General features: G+C 41.7%; 21 protein-coding genes and 1 pseudogene. 17 read left to right on the forward strand and 5 right to left on the reverse strand.

Annotated elements, in window-relative coordinates; all coding sequences use genetic code 11:
• Positions 1-230: 230 nt before the first annotated feature.
• Positions 231-731 carry a hypothetical protein gene (locus ELZ11_RS23815; RefSeq protein WP_167494689.1) on the forward strand — a complete coding sequence of 167 codons (501 nt, stop codon included), beginning with the start codon at positions 231-233 and terminating at the stop codon, positions 729-731.
• A 141-nt stretch (positions 732-872) separates the two neighbouring features.
• The gene (locus ELZ11_RS13580) at positions 873-1268 is read left to right on the forward strand and encodes a DUF3465 domain-containing protein (RefSeq protein WP_020198238.1); all 396 of its coding nucleotides are present in this window, start codon (positions 873-875) and stop codon (positions 1266-1268) included.
• A 34-nt stretch (positions 1269-1302) separates the two neighbouring features.
• On the opposite strand, the gene ELZ11_RS13585 is transcribed toward ELZ11_RS13580, so the two are convergent.
• Positions 1303-2259: an IS110 family RNA-guided transposase gene (locus ELZ11_RS13585; protein ID WP_137357967.1), complete on the reverse strand. Its 957-nt coding sequence runs from the start codon at positions 2257-2259 to the stop codon at positions 1303-1305.
• Between the two features lie 409 nt (positions 2260-2668).
• Between ELZ11_RS13585 and ELZ11_RS13595 the strand changes: the two genes are divergently transcribed.
• Entirely contained in the window at positions 2669-3319 is a 651-nt protein-coding gene (locus ELZ11_RS13595) for a lipoprotein (RefSeq protein WP_137357968.1), read from the forward strand.
• 302 nt (positions 3320-3621) lie between these two features.
• Positions 3622-3912 carry a hypothetical protein gene (locus ELZ11_RS13600; protein ID WP_137357969.1) on the forward strand — a complete coding sequence of 97 codons (291 nt, stop codon included), beginning with the start codon at positions 3622-3624 and terminating at the stop codon, positions 3910-3912.
• A 426-nt stretch (positions 3913-4338) separates the two neighbouring features.
• Here ELZ11_RS13600 and ELZ11_RS13615 read toward each other — a convergent pair whose 3' ends face one another.
• Entirely contained in the window at positions 4339-5364 is a 1026-nt protein-coding gene (locus ELZ11_RS13615) for an IS110 family RNA-guided transposase (RefSeq protein ID WP_137357970.1), read from the reverse strand.
• Between the two features lie 91 nt (positions 5365-5455).
• Between ELZ11_RS13615 and ELZ11_RS13620 the strand changes: the two genes are divergently transcribed.
• The 5 genes from ELZ11_RS13620 to ELZ11_RS13635 all read left to right on the forward strand — a co-directional run bounded on the left by ELZ11_RS13620 (position 5456) and on the right by ELZ11_RS13635 (position 7995).
• The gene (locus ELZ11_RS13620; RefSeq protein WP_137357971.1) at positions 5456-5884 is read left to right on the forward strand and encodes a hypothetical protein; all 429 of its coding nucleotides are present in this window, start codon (positions 5456-5458) and stop codon (positions 5882-5884) included.
• A gap of 179 nt (positions 5885-6063) precedes the next feature.
• Positions 6064-6444, forward strand: coding sequence for a hypothetical protein (locus ELZ11_RS23930; protein WP_244291659.1), 381 nt, complete (start codon positions 6064-6066; stop codon positions 6442-6444).
• 17 nt (positions 6445-6461) lie between these two features.
• Complete coding sequence (locus ELZ11_RS23935) at positions 6462-6704, forward strand: HNH endonuclease (protein ID WP_279631085.1); 243 nt, start codon at positions 6462-6464, stop codon at positions 6702-6704.
• Positions 6705-6837: 133 nt separating this feature from the next.
• Positions 6838-7404: a hypothetical protein gene (locus tag ELZ11_RS13630; protein ID WP_208746713.1), complete on the forward strand. Its 567-nt coding sequence runs from the start codon at positions 6838-6840 to the stop codon at positions 7402-7404.
• 135 nt (positions 7405-7539) lie between these two features.
• Complete coding sequence (locus ELZ11_RS13635; protein WP_137357972.1) at positions 7540-7995, forward strand: GNAT family N-acetyltransferase; 456 nt, start codon at positions 7540-7542, stop codon at positions 7993-7995.
• Between the two features lie 280 nt (positions 7996-8275).
• Here ELZ11_RS13635 and ELZ11_RS13640 read toward each other — a convergent pair whose 3' ends face one another.
• Positions 8276-9166: a dihydrodipicolinate synthase family protein gene (locus ELZ11_RS13640; protein WP_137357973.1), complete on the reverse strand. Its 891-nt coding sequence runs from the start codon at positions 9164-9166 to the stop codon at positions 8276-8278.
• 295 nt (positions 9167-9461) lie between these two features.
• Between ELZ11_RS13640 and ELZ11_RS13645 the strand changes: the two genes are divergently transcribed.
• Positions 9462-10319, forward strand: coding sequence for a MurR/RpiR family transcriptional regulator (locus tag ELZ11_RS13645; RefSeq protein WP_137357974.1), 858 nt, complete (start codon positions 9462-9464; stop codon positions 10317-10319).
• A 107-nt stretch (positions 10320-10426) separates the two neighbouring features.
• Here ELZ11_RS13645 and nagA read toward each other — a convergent pair whose 3' ends face one another.
• Positions 10427-11611 (reverse strand): N-acetylglucosamine-6-phosphate deacetylase, encoded by a 1185-nt coding sequence (gene nagA, locus ELZ11_RS13650; protein WP_137357975.1) that lies wholly within the window; start codon positions 11609-11611, stop codon positions 10427-10429.
• 245 nt (positions 11612-11856) lie between these two features.
• Here nagA and ELZ11_RS13655 point away from each other — a divergent pair, with 245 nt between their 5' ends.
• From ELZ11_RS13655 to ELZ11_RS23820, 7 genes and pseudogenes are all read left to right on the forward strand, one after another.
• On the forward strand, positions 11857-12564 hold the full coding sequence (locus ELZ11_RS13655; protein ID WP_137357976.1) for an N-acetylmannosamine-6-phosphate 2-epimerase: 708 nt from the start codon (positions 11857-11859) through the stop codon (positions 12562-12564).
• The gene (locus ELZ11_RS13660; protein WP_137357977.1) at positions 12561-13457 is read left to right on the forward strand and encodes an N-acetylmannosamine kinase; all 897 of its coding nucleotides are present in this window, start codon (positions 12561-12563) and stop codon (positions 13455-13457) included. The genes ELZ11_RS13655 and ELZ11_RS13660 overlap by 4 nt, the downstream gene beginning before the upstream one ends.
• A gap of 116 nt (positions 13458-13573) precedes the next feature.
• The gene (locus ELZ11_RS13665; RefSeq protein ID WP_137357978.1) at positions 13574-15073 is read left to right on the forward strand and encodes a sodium:solute symporter family protein; all 1500 of its coding nucleotides are present in this window, start codon (positions 13574-13576) and stop codon (positions 15071-15073) included.
• Between the two features lie 64 nt (positions 15074-15137).
• Positions 15138-15611 carry an N-acetylneuraminate anomerase gene (gene nanQ, locus ELZ11_RS13670; RefSeq protein ID WP_137357979.1) on the forward strand — a complete coding sequence of 158 codons (474 nt, stop codon included), beginning with the start codon at positions 15138-15140 and terminating at the stop codon, positions 15609-15611.
• 352 nt (positions 15612-15963) lie between these two features.
• Positions 15964-16869, forward strand: coding sequence for an alpha/beta fold hydrolase (locus ELZ11_RS13675; RefSeq protein ID WP_137357980.1), 906 nt, complete (start codon positions 15964-15966; stop codon positions 16867-16869).
• Between the two features lie 567 nt (positions 16870-17436).
• Positions 17437-17645, forward strand: a pseudogene (locus ELZ11_RS23940) (MerR family transcriptional regulator).
• Entirely contained in the window at positions 17646-17870 is a 225-nt protein-coding gene (locus ELZ11_RS23820) for a hypothetical protein (RefSeq protein ID WP_167494688.1), read from the forward strand. It begins immediately after the preceding pseudogene.
• A 354-nt stretch (positions 17871-18224) separates the two neighbouring features.
• Here ELZ11_RS23820 and ELZ11_RS13685 read toward each other — a convergent pair whose 3' ends face one another.
• Positions 18225-19208: a nuclease-related domain-containing protein gene (locus ELZ11_RS13685; RefSeq protein ID WP_137357981.1), complete on the reverse strand. Its 984-nt coding sequence runs from the start codon at positions 19206-19208 to the stop codon at positions 18225-18227.
• Positions 19209-19454: the final 246 nt, after the last annotated feature.

The following is a 19454-nucleotide window of genomic DNA, read 5'->3' on the forward strand; positions in this document are numbered from 1 at the left end:
TCGTACTTGTTACCGGTCTCTCGATAGAGGAGCCATCATTTAATCGAACTACCAGATAGAAGAACTTTAGTTGCAGCTAAAGTCTGGGTCTCACCTTACCCGATTGGAGTGCTTATTATCCATACAAAGCATTTAAGAGTGATTCGCAACGCTTGGCGTTTTCGCTTCGCTCAAGTATAGCCAAGCGTCGCTCACACCTTAATGCGGCGTTATGTTTCAAGGAGGGTAAAGTGAACAAAATCATAAGGCTACACCTTAAAAAAGAGCTATTTAAGATCACGTATACATGGTTGTTATTTCCCGCGCTTGTGTGCATTTTTCTAGTTTCTTATGAAGTTGGTTATATCACTCTCGATAGTGCTATGCCGGCTTCGGTTGAGTGGTTCATATATAACGCACTAGTCGACATGGATGAAATGAACATGTGGTTCGTGTTATTTGCACCTTTGATTGCTTTCGTTTGGATTGTCGCAAAAGCATACAAATTCAAGCGTGTTGAACGTTCTAGGCTTCGTAAAATTTACATGTTTATTGTAAATCAACCACTCAATGTAATTCGAACAATCTCTGGTTTGCTGTTCGGATTATGGCTAATACAGTTTTATCCAGAATTTGGCTTGGTTGGATCTTATGAAAGACTATTTTCTAGCGTTTACTTTCTAGGTGTCGCCGCTATGCTTTCTATTTTTGCTAGGTACTCATTTGACTTATTCGTTGCAAATGAAACATAACAAAGCGCTTAAGACAGATTCCCAACGCTCGACATTTTCAGTTCAGGTCGAGTTTTGGTGTTTACGGTGCAATGGTTTGGTTAGGTGGTAGCGTTGCTCACTACTTAGCGCGGCGTTATGTGAATTGGAGAAATTGAGTATATGAAGAAGTTCTTCGCAATATTTATAGCAGCTTTTTGCTTAGTTTCAGTCGGTGCTCTAGCGAATGACTACAAGCTCGGGCAGGCGTTTGAAAATCATCAAAGTGACCTTCAAGTTCGTGGTTCAGGAACAGTAATTCGCCTATTGCCAGATGACAACAAAGGAAGTCGACATCAAAAATTCATACTCAAATTAGATAGTAAGCAGACTTTACTAGTTGCTCATAACATCGATTTGGCACCAAGAATTCCCAATCTAAAAGTCGGCGATCGAGTTCAGTTTTACGGTGAATACGAATGGAACAAAAAGGGTGGTGTAATGCACTGGACACACCACGATCCCAACAATAGACACCCGCATGGTTGGTTAAAGCACAACGGTAAAAAGTACGAGTAAAAATTCACATAACAAGAGACTATGGCGTCAATAGTTATTTTTTGGCGCTATCCTTATCCCACATAACACCATCTCTTAGCATCGAATTGAGTATCACAACCATCTTTTTCATACAGGCAACGATTGCTACTTTTTTGGGTTTACCTGCCGCAAGTAATCGTTCATAAGTCGCTTTAAAAACAGGGTTACATTGGATGGCAGACATCATCGCCATGTATAAAACTGTGCGAACTTGAGCACGACCACCTTGGATCATCCGCTTGCCTTTGAGACGTCCACTTTCTCTGGTTATTGGGGCAACACCGATAAGAGAAGAGGCTTGTTTATTGGTGATAAAACCGAGTTCAGGAACATTACTGATGATTGATGCTGACGCTATTTTTCCTATTCCAGGCATACTTTGTAGTATCTCATTTTTAGCTTGGTATTCAGGGCTGGTATCGATGAGCTTGGATATCTTTTCTTCTACTTTAACGATTTGATTTTTAAGGGCGGTTAAAATTGGTTTGATTGAAGAAGCGAGGCTCTGAGGCAAAATCTGTAGTCGGTTTTTCTCCATAGTCTGCATAGAAAGCAGCTGATTACGTCTTGTAACTAAGTCGCTCATTAATCTTATGTTTTCGCTCTTTAATTGTGTCAATTTAGGTTGTATAGCTTCACCAAAGTGTGCAATAAGGGCGGCATCTAGACGATCATTTTTAGCTCTTCGTCCAATGGCACCTGCGAACCTTTTAACGTGCAATGGGTTGGCAATAACATAGGGTAACTTTGCTTTATCGCAGGCAAATATGAAGGGCATTTCGAGTCGTCCAGTTGCTTCGATAACAACGCGATTAGGTCTGTGTTTGGCGATAGCTCTTATCGCTTCCTTGATACCTTTTTCGTTGTTAGGAACAGTGAAGTAAATATCGAGAGGGCGGATGTAAATGTCTAATTGTGACTTGCCCGTATCAACGCCAACATTAATGTTTTGAAGTGTGTTTGTATTCATAATAAGCTAACTCTTGCTTGCAAATGCGGGCTCGAGACCCAGAAGACTATTCGAGTGTGGTGCTTGGAGTTCTATCTGGCGTTCGTACTTGTTATCGGTCTCTCGATAGAGGAACCAGCGTTTAATCGAACTACCAGATAGAAGAACTTTAGTTGCAGCTAAAGTCTGGGTCTCACCTTACCCGATTGGAGTGCTTATTATCCATACAAACTGTTTAAGAGTGATTCGCAACGCGTGGCATTTTTATTATGCGTTGGTTTTAGTGTTTAAGGTGGTATGCGGGAGCTTCGGTATTGTGTTGCTCACACCTTAACAGGGCGTTATGCGCCAAATAGGCTTGACCGATATCAACTACCTAGCAAGTGAAATATGAGATCATTTAAATAGTCACCAGAAATAAGATTCTTAAATGAAACAATTAATTATGATTTTCAGTGCAGCTGCTATTTTGACTGGCTGCCAAACTACTATTGAAGCGAATCAATATACGGTCTTGGATCCAGATGTTAACTTTTACTCTGATGCTCCAATAGTTGTCGCAACTTTTGATGAAAATGACTTGAAATCAAAATTTTATGTCCGGTCTGTAATTGAAGCTATGAAAGCAAGAGGCTTTACCTCTGTTTACTCGGAAAGAGAACTGAATCAAAAAAATATTACACCTATTGGTGCTGCGTATATCTCTGTAAAGCAAGAGTATGACACTTATACTTATGAGTCGGCAGACTATGGCATGGTCGATAGTGGTTACTCAACGACAACTTGCTCTGGTTATGGGTACTCCGCAACCTGCAACACAACAAACCAGAAAACATTCGGTGTGACAGGAAGTTCGACAAAAACTGGCACATCAATTTATACGTCTTTCGCTCTGCACTATTATGACCTGACAACTAAGGAAAAAGTACTTTTCACCTTAGGCTCTAGCTTTGATAAATCATGTAATACAGACTTCTTATACAATTTTTTGATTGATGAAACTATTTCACGTACAGACTTCACCAAGCCGGTAGATTATAAGTACAGTGTCAAATTACCTGAAGGTGTTAGTTGTAAATAGGCGCATAACAAAGCCTTCAAGTCTGATTCGTAAACGTGTGCCGAACTCGCTTCGCTCAGACATGGCACACGTTCACTCACAGCTTAAGGCGGCGTTATACGCCTAATTAAGTCATTTATATCAATGACTAATATCAATATTCCAGTTCTTTTAGAAAACATTTTTCTTATTCTGCCAGCACCGTAAGCACAATTTGCAACTAAAGTTTGAATTTTGTTGTATGGATTCCGAGTAGGTCATAGTTTATGCATTAGAGTGAGTATGTTCTTGCTCTCTAGTTATTTAAATATGAGTGTATAGTTATGAATGAGCTAATTGTTCGTGCAATTCAAGAGAAGTTAAAACTTGAGTTTACTTACGACGGATACCCGAGAGAAGTTTTACCACATTGTTATGGCATGACTACTGCTAGTAATGATGCCGTTCGGTGTTATCAGATTTCTGGCGGCAGTGCTTCGGGTACAGTTCCGGGGTGGCATTTGATGACAGTAAACAAAATGGTTGGTCTAAAGGCTACCACGCACTTTGATTCAGCTGCCGAAGGCTATAAGCGCGGTGATCGTGGTATGAGCCGCATTTATTGTGAGCTTTAGCTTGCTTGATATACGCTTCAAATTAGATTGTGAGAAAAGCGTATAACAAACTGTTTAAGAGTGATTCGCAACGCGTGGCATTTTTACTATGCGTTGCGTTTTTGTGTTTAAGGTGTTCTGCGGAGGCTTTGGTATTGCGTTGCTCACACCTTAACAGGGCTACATGGATTCCCCCGGTTGTCAAACATCCGCTAAACTTATGTTGATGGGTTTTGGACTGCCGCTCTACATTCGGCCTACTTGTCGACGATTCGCATACGTCGTGGCCCTGATGACTTTGCGCGACTGCGGTGCCTTATTCGTTAGATGACATCTAGTGTGTCCGCCGCATTAACAGGCTCTCCGCAAGTGGTCTTAACCTATCTCCATCATTAGCGTCTGCAATGACCCGGTGGGTGTAACTTGTTATGCTGCTTAAGTGTTTACTTAAGCAGCATAGTTTTCATAGTCTGTTTGGTTGTGTAAAAGCGCCCATATTATTCGAGCGTTCTTCGCAGCAAGTGCCACTATCGCTCGATTCATTCCTCTTCGCTCCAGAACCCCTCGACACCACTGACTTAACCTATCTTGCTTGTCGCCAAGGTTGGTGATGACAGCTCTAGCACCATGAACTAAAAGCGTTCGGAGATACTTATCACCGTGCTTGGTTATTCGACCCAGTCGGGGTTTACCTCCAGTAGAATACTGTTTTGGCACTAAGCCTAACCATGCAGAGAAGTCTCGGCTTTTATCAAATTGAGAGCCATTGCCAATGGAAGCCAGTATCGCTGTGGCGGTTTGCGGGCTAATACCTCGAACCTTGATAACACGTTGGACATCGTTGCTGATTTTGGCAAAGGAGTCGAAAACTTGCTCTGTATCAGCAATACGTTGGTTCAACTCATCGAGATGATGGTAAGCGTCAGCAATAACCGTTTTGGCTAGTTGCGGCAGCTCATTTTTTGGGTCTTCTAGCATTAAAGGGACTTGTTTGAGTAGTGAAGATCGTCCAACAGGAATTATCAGCCCAAACTCAGAAAGGAGCGCACGCATGCGATTCATAAGTGCGGTACGTTCGCGAACCCAATGCTCTCTCATTCGGTGTACAGACAAGATGGCTTGCTGCTCGGGAGATTTTACAGGCACAAAGCGAGTGGAAGGACGTTGAACGGCTTCGCAGATAGCGACGGCATCATTGAGGTCATTCTTGCCTTTAGTGCGGTAAGGTGCGACATATTTTGCGGCCATAATGCGGGTATCGTGGCCAAGCTTATTGAGTGTTCTAGCCCAATAGTGTGCACCACCACACGCTTCCACACCTATACGCATGAGTGGCATATTTGCTATTGTAGTCAGTAGTTTAGAACGAGTGAGCGACTTGTGGAGTATGACCTTACCGTTTTGGTCTACTGCATGAAGACTGAAGTGGTTTTTAGCTAGGTCGATACCGCAGAAATAAGAATAATCAGACATGGTGCCTCCAGTGCATTTTAGTACCACATGAGTGTGGCAGATCCTCGGAAGGGGGAATCCATGTCATTCGTTATAACTTAAGGAGGAATGATTGGATCGTTCACTTATAGACAAAATTAATGAAAGTGAGATGTTTCACAAAAACCAAGTTTGGGCCCACTCAGGAATGGCTGCGCTTTCATATGCTTTTTTTCTAGCATATTTAAGTTCAATTTCTAATCTTGAACCTTTGGTGTCATTAAATATTGCCACTATTTTGTTTGCCTTGAGCTTAGGGTTAAACTCAGTTTTTATGGCGATAAATGTTGTTTTTGGTTTTGACCGTATTTTTCTTGCCAAACTTCGGAAAATTGAAGTATTTAACTATGTTACGTGGCTGGCATACTTGTCTTTTCTGCTCGCCACATCATCACTGGTTGCGGTTTTTTCTTGGTGGGCTGCTTTGGTATTTATTGTATCGTTACCATTCGGGATTTGGTTGTTCATCTACGTTAGAAATCTAGCAAGAAAAGTCAATTAAGCGAACAAAAATTCGGCAGTTATAACAAGTAGAAAATGATGTTTCTCAATGGGATGATGATATAGGCGTTTTGTATCATTTTCCGAAGAGGTACTTAAAGTATCTAGAGCAAGGAACTCAAGTTATTTACTACAAGACTACAAGGGACGTTTAAAGATAAAGCGTATCAAGTAAGTAGATTGTCAAACGAACCTCACTATTTTGGTATTGGAACGATAGGCAAAGTATTTCCCGATAGAAATAGTACTAAAAGTGACTACTTCGGCACTATCGATAGTTTTGAAACATTCTCTAAGCCAATCCTTGCCAAAATAGATGGTAAGTATTTAGAAAGTATTCCCTTTAACCTAATATCAAATTATTGGCGAAACGGTGTTAGGCCGATATCCAAAGAAAACTTCGACCTGATATTAGGGCACCTTACTAAAGATGCCTTGCAAACTGCCAAGCCTAAGTACGGAGTTGAAGAGAATAGTGACCAATCAAACATGTTGAGTCATTTTATGAGGGTAACTTCAATAAGAAGTACGTTACTACTTATGAGAGAAATCCAAAATTAAGGCGCCAAGCAATAGCAATTCATGGGGCTGTCTGCGCTGCGTGTGGTTTCGACTACGGTAAAGTTTATGGCAGCATCGGCGAGGGTTACATTCATATCCACCATAAAGTTCCAGTGTCGCAATTAGGTATTTCAACGTTAGTAGACCCAGAAAAAGATCTAGTCCCTTTATGCGCAAATTGTCACGCAATGGTTCATAGGAAAAAAGCTCAGACTCTATCAGTCGAAGAACTCAAAGTATTGCTGGGTTCAAATTCTTAACAATGAATTTAATCAGATTCGTAACACTTGGCATTTTTGCTTTGAATCAGCTTCAGTTTTTACGGCACAATGGTTTAGGTAGGGTGGTAGCGTTGCTCACCACTTAATGCGGCGTTAACTGGCAAGGAAAACAATGAGAGAACTTCTAGAAGAATTTATGGTTAAAGTAGCTCAAGAGGAAGTTGAAATTTATAACGAATTTAGTTTTCAACATGAGCTAGGTATTTTCTTGAGAGCTAAGTTCCCTGATAGAAAAGTTCAGTTTGAACGTAATGTATCTTTCTTCGGCTTGGATAAATCAAGCTTTGCAAAGCGTGAAATCGATATTTGCATTTATGATGAAAGTCAATGCTATGCTGCTATTGAGCTTAAGTTTCCAAGAAATGGGCAAGTTCCTGAACAAATGTTTTCCTTTTGCAAAGACATTCAGTTTCTTGAACAGCTTAAGTCATCCACATTTAATGAGACATACTTTTTAGTTTATTGCGAAGATAAAAGCTTCTATCAAGGCGAATCTAAAGGGATATATCGATACTTTCGTAATGAAGAGTTGCTAACTGGCAGTATAGTGAAGCCTACAGGCAAAAAAGACACTAGCGTGTATATCTCATCTCAATATAGGCCGAGGTGGACACAGGTGAAAGGTAGTGGAAAGTACTACTTAGAGAGCGTTGGAAAAGCAAGTGAACAAAGCATTTAAGAGTGATTCCCAACGCTTGGCATTTTTCATCCCATCGTTGTGTGTTGTGCTTACGGTACAATACGCTAAGTGTAATGGTAGTGTAGTTCACCACTTAACAAGGTGTTAGCAGTCAGAAGTAATAAGGAACTATAGATGGAATTAAAGTATCGTTCAGCTGGTTTTGAAGATTTGGAAAGCCTTGTTGCTTTGCTTTCAAATGACCCACTTGGTAGTAAAAGAGAAGATGCGTCTGTTCCGTTGAATAATGCGTATCTTGAAGCGTTCGAAGCAATTGTACGAGACCCAAACAACGAGTTACTTGTTGTTGAGCAGGAAAACTCTCTAGTAGGGATGCTTCAAATTACCTTTATTCCTTACCTGACGCATATTGGTAGTTGGCGTTGTCTTATTGAAGGTGTTCGAATCCATAGTGACCATCGTGGACAGGGTTTCGGTGAGCAAATGTTCGCACATGCTATCGAGCTGGCAAAAAATAAAGGCTGTACAATCGTTCAGTTAACAAGTGATAAGCAGCGCCCTGATGCAATCAGGTTCTATGAAAAACTTGGATTCAAAGCAACACATGAAGGCTTTAAACTCGCGTTGTAGGCTGTCTGCTAACAAACTGTTCAAGAGTGATTCGCAACACTTGGCATTTGTACTATGCGTTGTGGTTTAGTGTTTAAGATGGCTTCGGTATCGGCGTTATTCACCTCTTAGTAGTGGGGCGTGATGGTCTCAGAGGACATGATAGGTACGGCAAGAACTCAAATTGAAGTGAAGCTTCATAACGAGGATGTTGATTAGCTAACGTAGTCATTTTAGATCCAAAACCAAAAAACCGGAGATTAAATCTCCGGTAAAAATCAGACAAGGGGAATGAATTTATTTACTTGAAACCTGCATCATTCATCTTACGCACAACGATTTCTTTTTGTTCTGGTGTTAGTGGCAATAATGGTAAACGGGCATCGCCCGCATCAATATCATGAAGTGCCATCGCTGCTTTACCTGCTGATACGCCGCCAAATTCAACAAGTACTCGAATCAATGCAATAACGCTATCCATTTTGTTTATCACGACATCGTGCTGACCAGCTTCAAACGCTTCAATAATTGAATTAAAGTGCTTTGCAGCGTAATTATAAGTACTGCCTACCGCACTTTTTGCTCCAACAGCAAGCGCTCCAGGCAAGAATTCGTCAACACCCCATGGAATATCAAACTTACCATCGCATGCACGTAAACAGCGCTGATATTCATACAAATCACCACTATTGAATTTCAAGCCCGATAGGTTAGGGATGCGTTTATCAGCTGCGATCAGAAACTCTTCCATATTAACGCTTACGCCTGACATACCTGAGTGGTAATAGTAGAAACCTTTAGAAGGCGCAGCGGCTGCAACGGTCGCGCAATATTGAACAAGTTCATTTACGCTACCAGGTTTAAAGAAACAAGGGCCAATCGCAGATGTCGCTAAAATATCAAGCGTATCTGCATGCTTAGTTAACTCTAGCGTATCAACAATGCTTAATGCACCAGTGTGTACAATGATGTCCATTTTTCCATCAGTTGCAGACACCCAACGCTCAGCAATCATTTTTCGTTCTTCAACGCTACAGTGGATCCCTTCGCCTGTCGTTCCACAAATGTAGATACCTTTAACGCCATCCTGAATTAGATGCGCAGCAATCTTATCAATCTCTGCATAGTTAACTTGGTTGTCTGCGTTAAACGGTGTGTGCGGTGCTGCAATTAGACCCGATAATTTTTTCATGGTTGCCTCAGTTTGTACCAACGTACATGGTGCTTAAGTGAAGAATAACTTCATTATAGCGTAATTTGATGGAGTAATACTCATAGTATGGAGTGAAGTTTCACTATTCAATAAAAATCGTGATGAGAAAGACTGAAAGTGTGATATCGGTTTAGATTAATGTTTGAGTAACCCTTCTGAGCCTTTATCAAATAAAGGCTTAATTATCACAATAAATATTGGAGCTTAACTTCAAATCAAATACTTATTGTGTGAGAATGCATCTAATCAACGCTTAACGTCGAGTACACTCTATATGGCACAAATTCGAGCAGGCAATATCATAGATACTATGGGGAGCCTTTATAACAGCCTTACCCCATCAGCAAAGCGTATTGCAGACTATGTTGCATCTAACCCCGAGCAAATCAGTAAACTATCGATTGCGGAGCTCTCTGTTGAAGTCAATGCTGGAGACGCGACCATTATTCGCTTCTGTCGCACTCTCGGGTTTAGCGGATACCAAGACTTTAAATTGCAGTTGGCAATTGAAGTTTCAACGACTCAAGCCTCTGAACCAACGATACTCGATACTGACGTAACGGAAGATGACAGTGCGGAGATTATTGGCAAAAAGCTACAATCATCTATCGATCAGGTTCTATCAGAGACATTAAACTTGCTCAATTTCGAGCAATTGGAGAAAGCCTCAGAGGTAGTAAAGGAAGCAAAGGCCATCTATTTCTTTGGTGTGGGTTCTTCTGGCATCTCAGCGGAAAGTGCCAAATATAAGTTTATGCGTATCGGGCTCAATGTTGATGCTTATACCAACAATCACTTCATGTACATCAAAGCCTCTTTGCTACAGCCAGGAGATGTTGCGATTGGTATCAGTCATTCTGGTGATTCAGAGGAAACGACTAAGGCATTGAAACTAGCAAAAGAGAACGGAGCAACCACAATTGCTATTACGCACAACCCCCGTTCAGCTATTACTAAATACGCCGAAAACGTGTTGGTTAATGGTAACCGTCAAGGGCAGCTACAAGGTGACTCGATAGGTACTAAGATATCGCAGCTGTTTGTGCTTGATCTTATGTATGCTCTATTAGTTCAAAAGGACATGTCTGGTACTCACGACATCAAACTAAAGACCACCGAAGCGTTAGGGTAGGTTCCTTGTTTATTAGCAAACAATAAAGAAAGCCAATATCGATGATATTGGCTTGTTACCTTGGCATTAGACGCTCAAGCTTTATGGTAAGAGCGTCTATTCTATTTCTAGCTTGCTCGCCGGTACACTGACTCACCCATTTGAATAGTGCGAGTGACTCTTAGCTCTTCATCTAAAAAGACCAGGTTAGCTTTATAACCTTTCTCTAGTTTCCCATAGCTATCATCCACCCCAATCGACTCCGCAGGATATAGCGCTGCCATATTCAACGCTTCGGGCAGTGGCACATCCGCGTATTCAATCAAGTTACGAATACTCTGACTCATGGTGATCGCTGCGCCGGCAATGGTTCCATCCGCATAATGGCACTTTCCGTTAGTCACAAACGCTTGCATTCCTGCCATATCAAATTGAGTTAAGTCTGTACCCGCAGGTGTCACGGCATCCGTTATCAGAAAGAGTTTCTCGGCCAATAGCTCACGGGCTATTTTTAAGGATGTGTAATCAACATGAATCCCATCCGCAATAATACCCGCGTGTGGCTTTTTATTGAATACATAACCTACCGCACCTGGTTCTCGGTTGGTGAGTGGTGACATAGCGTTGTATAAATGCGTCGCCATCTTGATGCCGTCTTTCTCATTAAGTTGGCTATACGTGGCATCGGTATGTCCCATCGATATAGTAATCGATGATTCACTAAGTCTATCTAACACCTTTTGACTGACGTTTTCTGGAGCGACCGTTAGCACCGATATGTGTTTCTGGTTTTCAACAAGATAATTAGCAGTATCAATATCTAGTTCACGGATAAACTGCGGCTGGTGAGCGCCTTTTCTTTCAACACTGATAAACGGGCCTTCTAAGTGCAATCCTAAGACCCCCATTTTTTCAGCGTTTTCGATATTAGCCATTAGATCAACCGCCTGTTTAAGAGATTGCTCCTTGCTGGTGATCAGGGTGGGTAAAAATTGTGTTACGCCGTATTGAACGTTGGTCTCGTTCATGGTGTTCAAGGTGTCTCTCGATATGTCTGTATTAAACAACACGCCACCACACCCATTGAGTTGCAGATCGATAAATCCTGGGCTAACCAACTGGTTCTTTCCATCAATGATGTCAATCGGAAGTGAGTTTACTTCTCCCATGTCGCACACCTCAGTAATAGTGTCACCTTCAATCACAATTACCTGATTTTGCAATCGCTCACCATCTCGATAGAAACTCACATTTTTTATTGCATATATAGGAGATGAGTTGGTCGAAATTGTATTTTTGGACTCTATATCCATGCGGCACCTTACTTGTTTTGTGAAGTTATACTCCATTTAAGCTCTCATAGATTTTTTCTGTGAGCAAGCTGTATTCGCCGATTACAAGATGGTATTTGCTGGGTTGTCGGTAGTTACTGGATTTGTAAGCGATAAAGTGAGAGCAAGATCGCCATTTTAGATAAAGTTGTTTGAAGTATTACTCCAAAATAAAGATGATGGAGTAATACTAAGTTGCTAGGTTTAATTTTTGGAGTTTAACTCATATGGTTCACAACGATTCCCCTCTTCTTGATAAGCTAGCACACGGATTTGTGTCTTCATGCCAACCTGTTGATGGTGGCCCAATGGATAAACCCTCTATTGTCGCGGCTATGGCAGCTGCCAGCGTTGATGGTGGGGCGGTAGGTTTACGAATCGAGGGCATTGAAAACCTTAAAGCGGTTCGACCGCTCGTTACGGTACCAATCATTGGCATTGTTAAGCGCGACCTTCCGGATTCAGATGTTCGTATCACACCATTTATAGAAGATGTTATTGCGTTGAAAGAAGCTGGAGCCGATATCATTGCGATTGATGCGACCAACCGCGCAAGGCCAACTGAGGTGGTAGAGCTTGTTGAGAAGATCCACCAACTAGGCTGTTTAGTAATGGCCGACTGTTCTGACTATGATGAAGGTATGGCTGCATACAAATTAGGCGCCGAGATCATTGGCACAACTATGTCCGGTTATGTATCGGGCCCAGTCCCTAGCGAGCCGGATTTCCCATTCATTACTCGCTTGGCGGAACAAGGTTGTTTCGTGATGGCAGAAGGCCGTTTCAATTCGCCTGAGCTTGCTCATCAAGCTATTAAAGCTGGCGCGTCTTGTGTCACCGTTGGCTCTGCTATCACGCGTATTGAACACATTTGCCAATGGTTCGAACACGCAGTTCGCAGCGCAAAAAGCGATAAAGTGGAGGCTATCGCATGAACACCTGTCTAGCTATCGACATCGGCGGAACAAAGATTGCGGCTGCGCTTATTCAATCGGGCCACATCCTAAAGCTCGAGCAGCGCGAAACGCCATCGTCTAATGACCCTAAAAACATGACGCAGTCACTAAGGGAATTGGTTTCATCTTTCAAAGAGCAGGCTGACTTTGTCGCGGTCGCGTCTACCGGAATCATCAATCAAGGTGTACTGACCGCGCTTAACCCTGACAACCTTGGTGGTTTAGATCAATACCGCTTAGCGGACACTCTTGAGAATATCTACCAAAAGCCAGTCATGGTGATTAACGATGCTCAAGCAGCGGCTTGGGCTGAGTATAAAGCCCTTGAGTTAACCCCTAACGCGATGGGATTCATCACTGTTTCAACAGGTGTAGGTGCTGGGTTTGTAATTAATGGCTCATTACTGACTGGTCAGCATGGTATAGCAGGGCATGCGGGGCATACTCTAGCGGATCCTAATGGGCCTATGTGCGGCTGTGGTCGTCAGGGGTGCGTTGAAAGTATTGCATCTGGTACGGCTATAGGAAAAGCAGGCCAAGCTTTTTTCGGTAATGAATGCACAGGAAAAACGGTTTTTGAGCAATATCAGAATGGTCATTCTGAAGCGAAAGACATTGTGGAAAATGCGGCCAGAACCGTTGCCAATTTGATTGCGGATCTAAAAATTACCCTAGATCTTCAAGTGATATGCCTTGGGGGGAGTGTAGGGCTCGCATCCGGTTTCTTACCATTGGTTCGTCATTACATCAGTCTTTTACCTACAGCTCATCAGGTTGAAGTGATTCATGCTCATGGTGGGTCGAATGCTGGCCTACTAGGTGTTGCATCTTGGGCGGAGCATAAATACAACAATAAAGCTTTGCCAAGATAGAAACGCAATCACCATTAAAGAAGATGTAAAGCAGAAGCTCTTATATCGAGATAACAATATTTCTTTTATTAGACACAAGCGTGTCTATTTTAATCCTACAGAAAAGGTCTACCCTTATGGAAGCAAGTTCATTTGGCACACTAAACTATTTAGCTTTAATAGTCTATTTAGGTGCAATTATGGGAGTCGGCGTTTACTTCGCGAAGCGCCAAAAATCAGCGGATGATTATTTTAAAGCAGGAGGGAGGATTCCCGGGTGGGCTGCTGGCTTTAGTGTTTTTGCAACCACACTCAGCTCCATTACATTTATGTCGATTCCAGCTAAGGCTTATACTGACGACTGGACATTCTTAATCGGTCAATATATCGCGATCGCTATTCTACCTATTGTCTTTTGGTTCTATATTCCTTTCTTCAGAAAGCTGAATCTCACCTCTGTTTATGAATACCTAGAACGCCGTTTTGACGTGAAAATGCGTCTATTTGGTAGTATCTCCTTCATGTTGTTCCACGTTGGCCGAATAGCAATCGTTACCTATTTGACCGCCCTTGCTCTCATGCCGTTTATCGACATGAGCCCACTGATGATAGTGTTCCTGATTGGCGTGCTTTGTATTGTGTATACCTTCTTAGGGGGGATTGAAGGCGTAATTTGGACTGATGTTATTCAAGGCGTAATGCTGTCTGGTGCCGCGATCCTGATCTTCATTGTGATCTGTTTCAATGTTGATGGCGGTCTCAGCGAGATTTTCAGTATGTCAGCACGTGAGGATAAATACTTCCCGGCAGACCAATTCCGTTGGAGCTGGAGCGAAAGTACCATTCCTGTATTGATGATTGGGTTCTTCTTCGCCACTCTACAGCAGTTCACAGCTAGCCAAGACGTGGTGCAGCGCTATATTGTTACAGACAACATTGAAGAAACCAAAAAGGCCCTGATCACTAACGCTAAACTGGTTGCGTGTGTGCCTATCTTCTTCTTCGCTGTTGGTGCGGGTCTATACGCTTATTACTCGCAAAACCCTGCGTTGTTACCAGAAGACTTCAATACTGGTGGTATCTTACCGTTTTACGTCATCTCGCAAATGCCTGCTGGTGTTGCTGGCCTGATAATCGCCGCTATTTTTGCAGCATCGCAATCTAGTATCTCAAGTAGTTTGAATAGTATCGCCGCTTGCTTTACTTCTGATATCTACGAAAAAGTTAGCAATAACCCGTCTCCAGAGCAAAAACTAAAAGTAGGGCGTTTACTGACAGTGACAGCAGGTATCTTAGGAGTTGTCGCATCAACCTACCTCATCTTGTCTAACGAGAGTGAAATATGGGATGCGTTCAACAGCCTACTTGGCCTAATGGGCGGCCCAATGACAGGCCTATTCATGCTAGGTATCTTCGTACGTAAAGCTAACGCTACTAGTGCATTGCTTGGTGTAGTTTCAAGTATCTCGACAGTCGTGTGTGTTCGCTACTTCACTGACCTGAACTTCTTCTTCTACGGTGTGGTTGGCACATTAATGGTGGTCATTGTGGGGTACCTAACTGCGCCACTATTTAAAAACAAGTTGAGCGACGCAGATAAAGAGCAATTGACCGTGGGAAAGCTCGCTAAAGCGTAACTAATTGTACAAGGGCTCGTTACAGAGCCCTTTTAATCTGTTCTAGAATTTGGAGATCCCCATTGTGATTTACGGTCATATTCAACACCATAACGTTAACCAATACTTACCCCAAGCAATCTTACGTTGCTTAGACTACTTGCAAACCATCGACTTGATGGAACTAGAAGTGGGTCAACACATCATTGATGGCGACGATATCTTCGCTAACGTCTTGGAATTCAACACGGCTCCAGCAGGAGATAAACAAGCTGAAGTCCATCAAGACTATATTGATATTCAGTGTCTTATCTATGGTGAAGAACGCATTCAATTTTGTAACGAATCACCAAATAACCTTCCAGCGACCGACTACGATGCCGAGAACGACTTTTACTTAGTTGGCAACATGACCAACGCAAGCGAAGTGGTTCTACAACCTGGCATGTTTGCGGTGTTCTTCCCGGGAGAACCTCATAAACCAGGCTGCGAAATTACTCAGTCTAAAAAACTCAAGAAGGTGGTGGTAAAACTCCACAAGCGTTTACTCGTTAATTAATAATATACTGATACATCTAACTAAAATTAAATAGGGCACTTTTGAGCCCAAAAGTGCCACGTATAAAACATCGGCCTATTAAGATTTTTAACCGCTCTAAGTTGCATCTTATCTAACTTGGTAAAGAATGATTGATTAAGTGATTTTGCTAAATTAGAAAAAGATAGATTAATTCAAATATGGGAAACTCCGATAGCCGAAATATGAACTTGGAACACATTGGTTGGATATAGCACGAGGAGGATTCAGTGTGTTGTTCTAAGTAGTATTTTGAATATAAAATGAACTTTATGGCTTAGGAGTCCACTAAAACTTCGAGTTTTAGCTTTCATCTTAGTTTCAAGGTCTTGCAATGAGCTTAATTCGGATAACACTATTCACACCACTGTTCATTATTGGAGTAGCAAATGCTTCTTCCACTACTCACATTGTAGAGCGACAAGATGGCTCATCGCTAACCTATTACTTAACGCGTTCTTCGCAAAGTCAGAGTAACACCTTGTTAGTCATTATGCAGGGCTCCGATTGTAATAGCGTTTCACACAGTTCTTCAATTAATGACCAGTTTTCTCAAGTTTTTCCAGATGCTGACTTACTCACGGTAGAGAAGTACGGGCTAAACCAAGATATGAGTTGGAATCCGAACGGCGACAGCCCCGATTGCCCAACTGCGTATATTCAAAAGGACTCGCCAACGCAGCGAACTGCTGACTATCAACAAGTCATTGAGAGCCTTGATAGTAGTTACGAGAATATTATTGTGCTTGGCGGTAGTGAAGGGGGATTGGTCTCTTCGATGGTTGCTTCACAAGTTCCATCAGTTGATACCTTAGTGTCTTTGAACGCAGGTGGACGTTTCTTCGTTGATGACGTTCTCTACAATATGGAGCAAACCATGCCACCAGAAGCGTTTTCAGAAGCAAAAAACGGTTTCTTGGGCTTTCAGCAGGCTGTTATGAACGCTGAGTATATGGATATCAACATGAGCGGTCATGGCTTTGCTTGGTGGAAAGATATGTTCACGTTAGACCAGACTGAGATACTTGGTAAAGTAAGTGCGGACACGCTAATTTTGCAATCTGAGTTGGATGTTAATGTTTCCCCCGAGCTAGCTGAACGACAAGCAAAGCAACTGATGGGATCGCGATCGAACGTGTCTTTTGTGTTAATTGATGGCTTAAATCATTCGTTTGAAAACCAGCAAGGTGAAAGTGAGAAACAAACCGTTATCAAACAGATTCAAGAGTGGTTAGATTGAGTTTAGTAAGTTGAGCGCGGTTGATCTACGCTATTTTGTGCAACGTATTAGTAAAAAAGAACTTGTATCTTAATCCTTAAGAGTATGTTTTAAACCAACGTCAGAAGCTCCAGGATCTGAAAGCAAAGTAATTCAATTATGTGTGAATTAAAGGTCACCCTTTATCCACCTAAAAACATTGTGGGTAGGCAGGTTGTTTTCAGTGTATTGTGCGAGATTTACGACGTTTTTGAGAGTTCAAAAACGGTGAAACCCCGATGTTGGTAGCAAGCTTGGTGATGTGGTTATTATTTGTCTAAATTTCAGTTGCTTAGGTTTTATGTTCTGGAAGTCATAGACCTAAAAAATGCTCCAAAAGCCAAAATAAATAAGTGAACTAAATCAACCTATTAGCAGTTGCCTACTACTGTATTAGTCTACCCTATTTGGAACTAAGGTTTTTGGTGGTGAGGCTATTTTTTATCCATTGCTGCGCTAACAGACTACTGCTAAAAATTTCATGGACAGTTTCTCTTACTGAGATGGAAATCTTCATTCTCACTTTATGAGGAAGGTAAGGAGAACGACATGATAATGCGTAAAATCAGACCTAGACAATCTATTGACGAGTTTTACCCTGATTCTGGGATGTGCAATACCACCATTATAAACTGGATTAAACACGGCAAGCTTGAGGGGACAAGAACTCCAACAGGGCGATATTTAGTCTGTGTGATGACGAGATAGGTAACCCTGCAGAGAGGGTAAGTGAACTCCTAAGATTCTTGGAGTCATAAATGGTTGGTAGAGCTAGAAGTAAAGAAACGGCTTATTACCCTCTATTCTTGGTTAAAGTGAGCCATAGGGGGGCAAACTCGATTTCGGTTTACGACCGTGGATGGTGTGAAGAAACCATTCCCAATCGGGACTATCGAGCAAGAAGCGATACAGGCTGCACATGTTTACTACTTGCTTTAGAGAGCGGCAATCGACAATCTATGAATGACTTTTTGGAAGATTGAACTTCTATTGAGCTCACGTTAAAAACGTGCCACGATTTGCTTTATAGAATGAAGGAACAAGAATATTTGAAAGTATTTGACGAGATCAGGAGTAATGAGTTTGCCTTTGAAAGCATCATTGAAAGTATTCTAGATACTTAATTCAATGTTTGAAAGGGATGGGAAAGTCCTTACAAACATCCGATCAAAAGAAAACATGCAATAGAGGTGATTTCTATGCAGCGAGTGCTTACATGACGCAAAGCTGAATATGAAAGCGCTATTACTGGTGGTAAGTACCATCTAGTTAAACTACATAATTTATTTGGTAAATTCGGAGTCAGAATTTTAGTCTTATCTTTTATTTTGTCTGTTTCAATCAGGGGCCGAATTATATGTCTCAGGGAATACGACTTCGCGTCTTTCACCACAAGAACACGAAATAGTGTAAGTATTTTTATTCTTACTAACTTTGGTGGACTTAGATTGACATGTCTGGCAGCTAATACGCATAGAAGTATTGATCTTACAATCTGGGCAGTAGACGTAATATCCATATTTCCCAGATCTAGGTATGGTTTCAGCTCTTAGGCATTTCTTACAATTAAAGCCATACCTAGTTTTGTGCTCTTTACTTTCTTGAATTTCGGATACTGTAACCGGAGAGTTGGCTTGCTCTGGATTACTAAGCGTAGAGTCAAGCTCATTGGAAGTAGATGATTGAGTCGGTAAGTGCTGTTCGTTTAAAAAGTGAACTAGTCGATACAACTCATCACGATTAAATGTAGGGTTCGTATTTAAAATAGAACCTACGCGGTGCTGCTTGATTAGATTTTTAACGCTGCTTCCAACAGATTCCGCTTTAATAAGCTTTTTCGAGATGCTTTTAGGGATGAAATTTCGGTCAATTAACGCATCATTTGAAGTAGCACACAGTTGATCCCAACAACGCCCACCAAAGTACGCCTGTACAAATGCAATGCGGTCCAGTAATGACTTAGCATTGTCATTAAGTAGTCCTTTTAGAAGCTTCGTTTGTAATTTAGCTTGCTCGATGGGAGAGGGCATTCCTGTCCAATTTCCTCTGACGGTTCTGCTCCACTCTAGTTGACTATTTACTTTGACCTCGCCGCGAATTGACTTAGATTCTATGATGATAAACCCTTTGTTATACACGATTAAGTGATCGATCTGAGCTATCTCATTTTTGAAGTGTATACGTAGATCATTGATAATGAATACGTCACTCGCATCTCCAAACTCTCTACGTAAATAAAAGGCAACGTCTTGCTCTACTTTTACCCCAGTTCTTTGTTGAAGGCTGCTGTAAACTTTTGAATCTCTATCTTTGGTAATCATTTTTCTTCCTGCCTCTGCTATGAAATTAGTTTACCATTCACTCTGTATTATATTGATAGTGTGTATGTTTTTGAGAGCTCTGTTCTTTCTCAAATCAATCGCTAGGTAGAAATTGTGAATTGTCTCTTCTAGTGAATTCTATTAGGAAGCCACTCCTACCTGTATAGCCGCTCTATCGTATGGGCCATTGTTCTGTCCATGATTTCCTAAGAACGTAGAAAGGTCTGTGTCATTTGAATTCAAGTC

It is taken from the genome of Vibrio profundi, from assembly GCF_005281835.1.
Lineage (GTDB): Bacteria > Pseudomonadota > Gammaproteobacteria > Enterobacterales > Vibrionaceae > Vibrio > Vibrio profundi.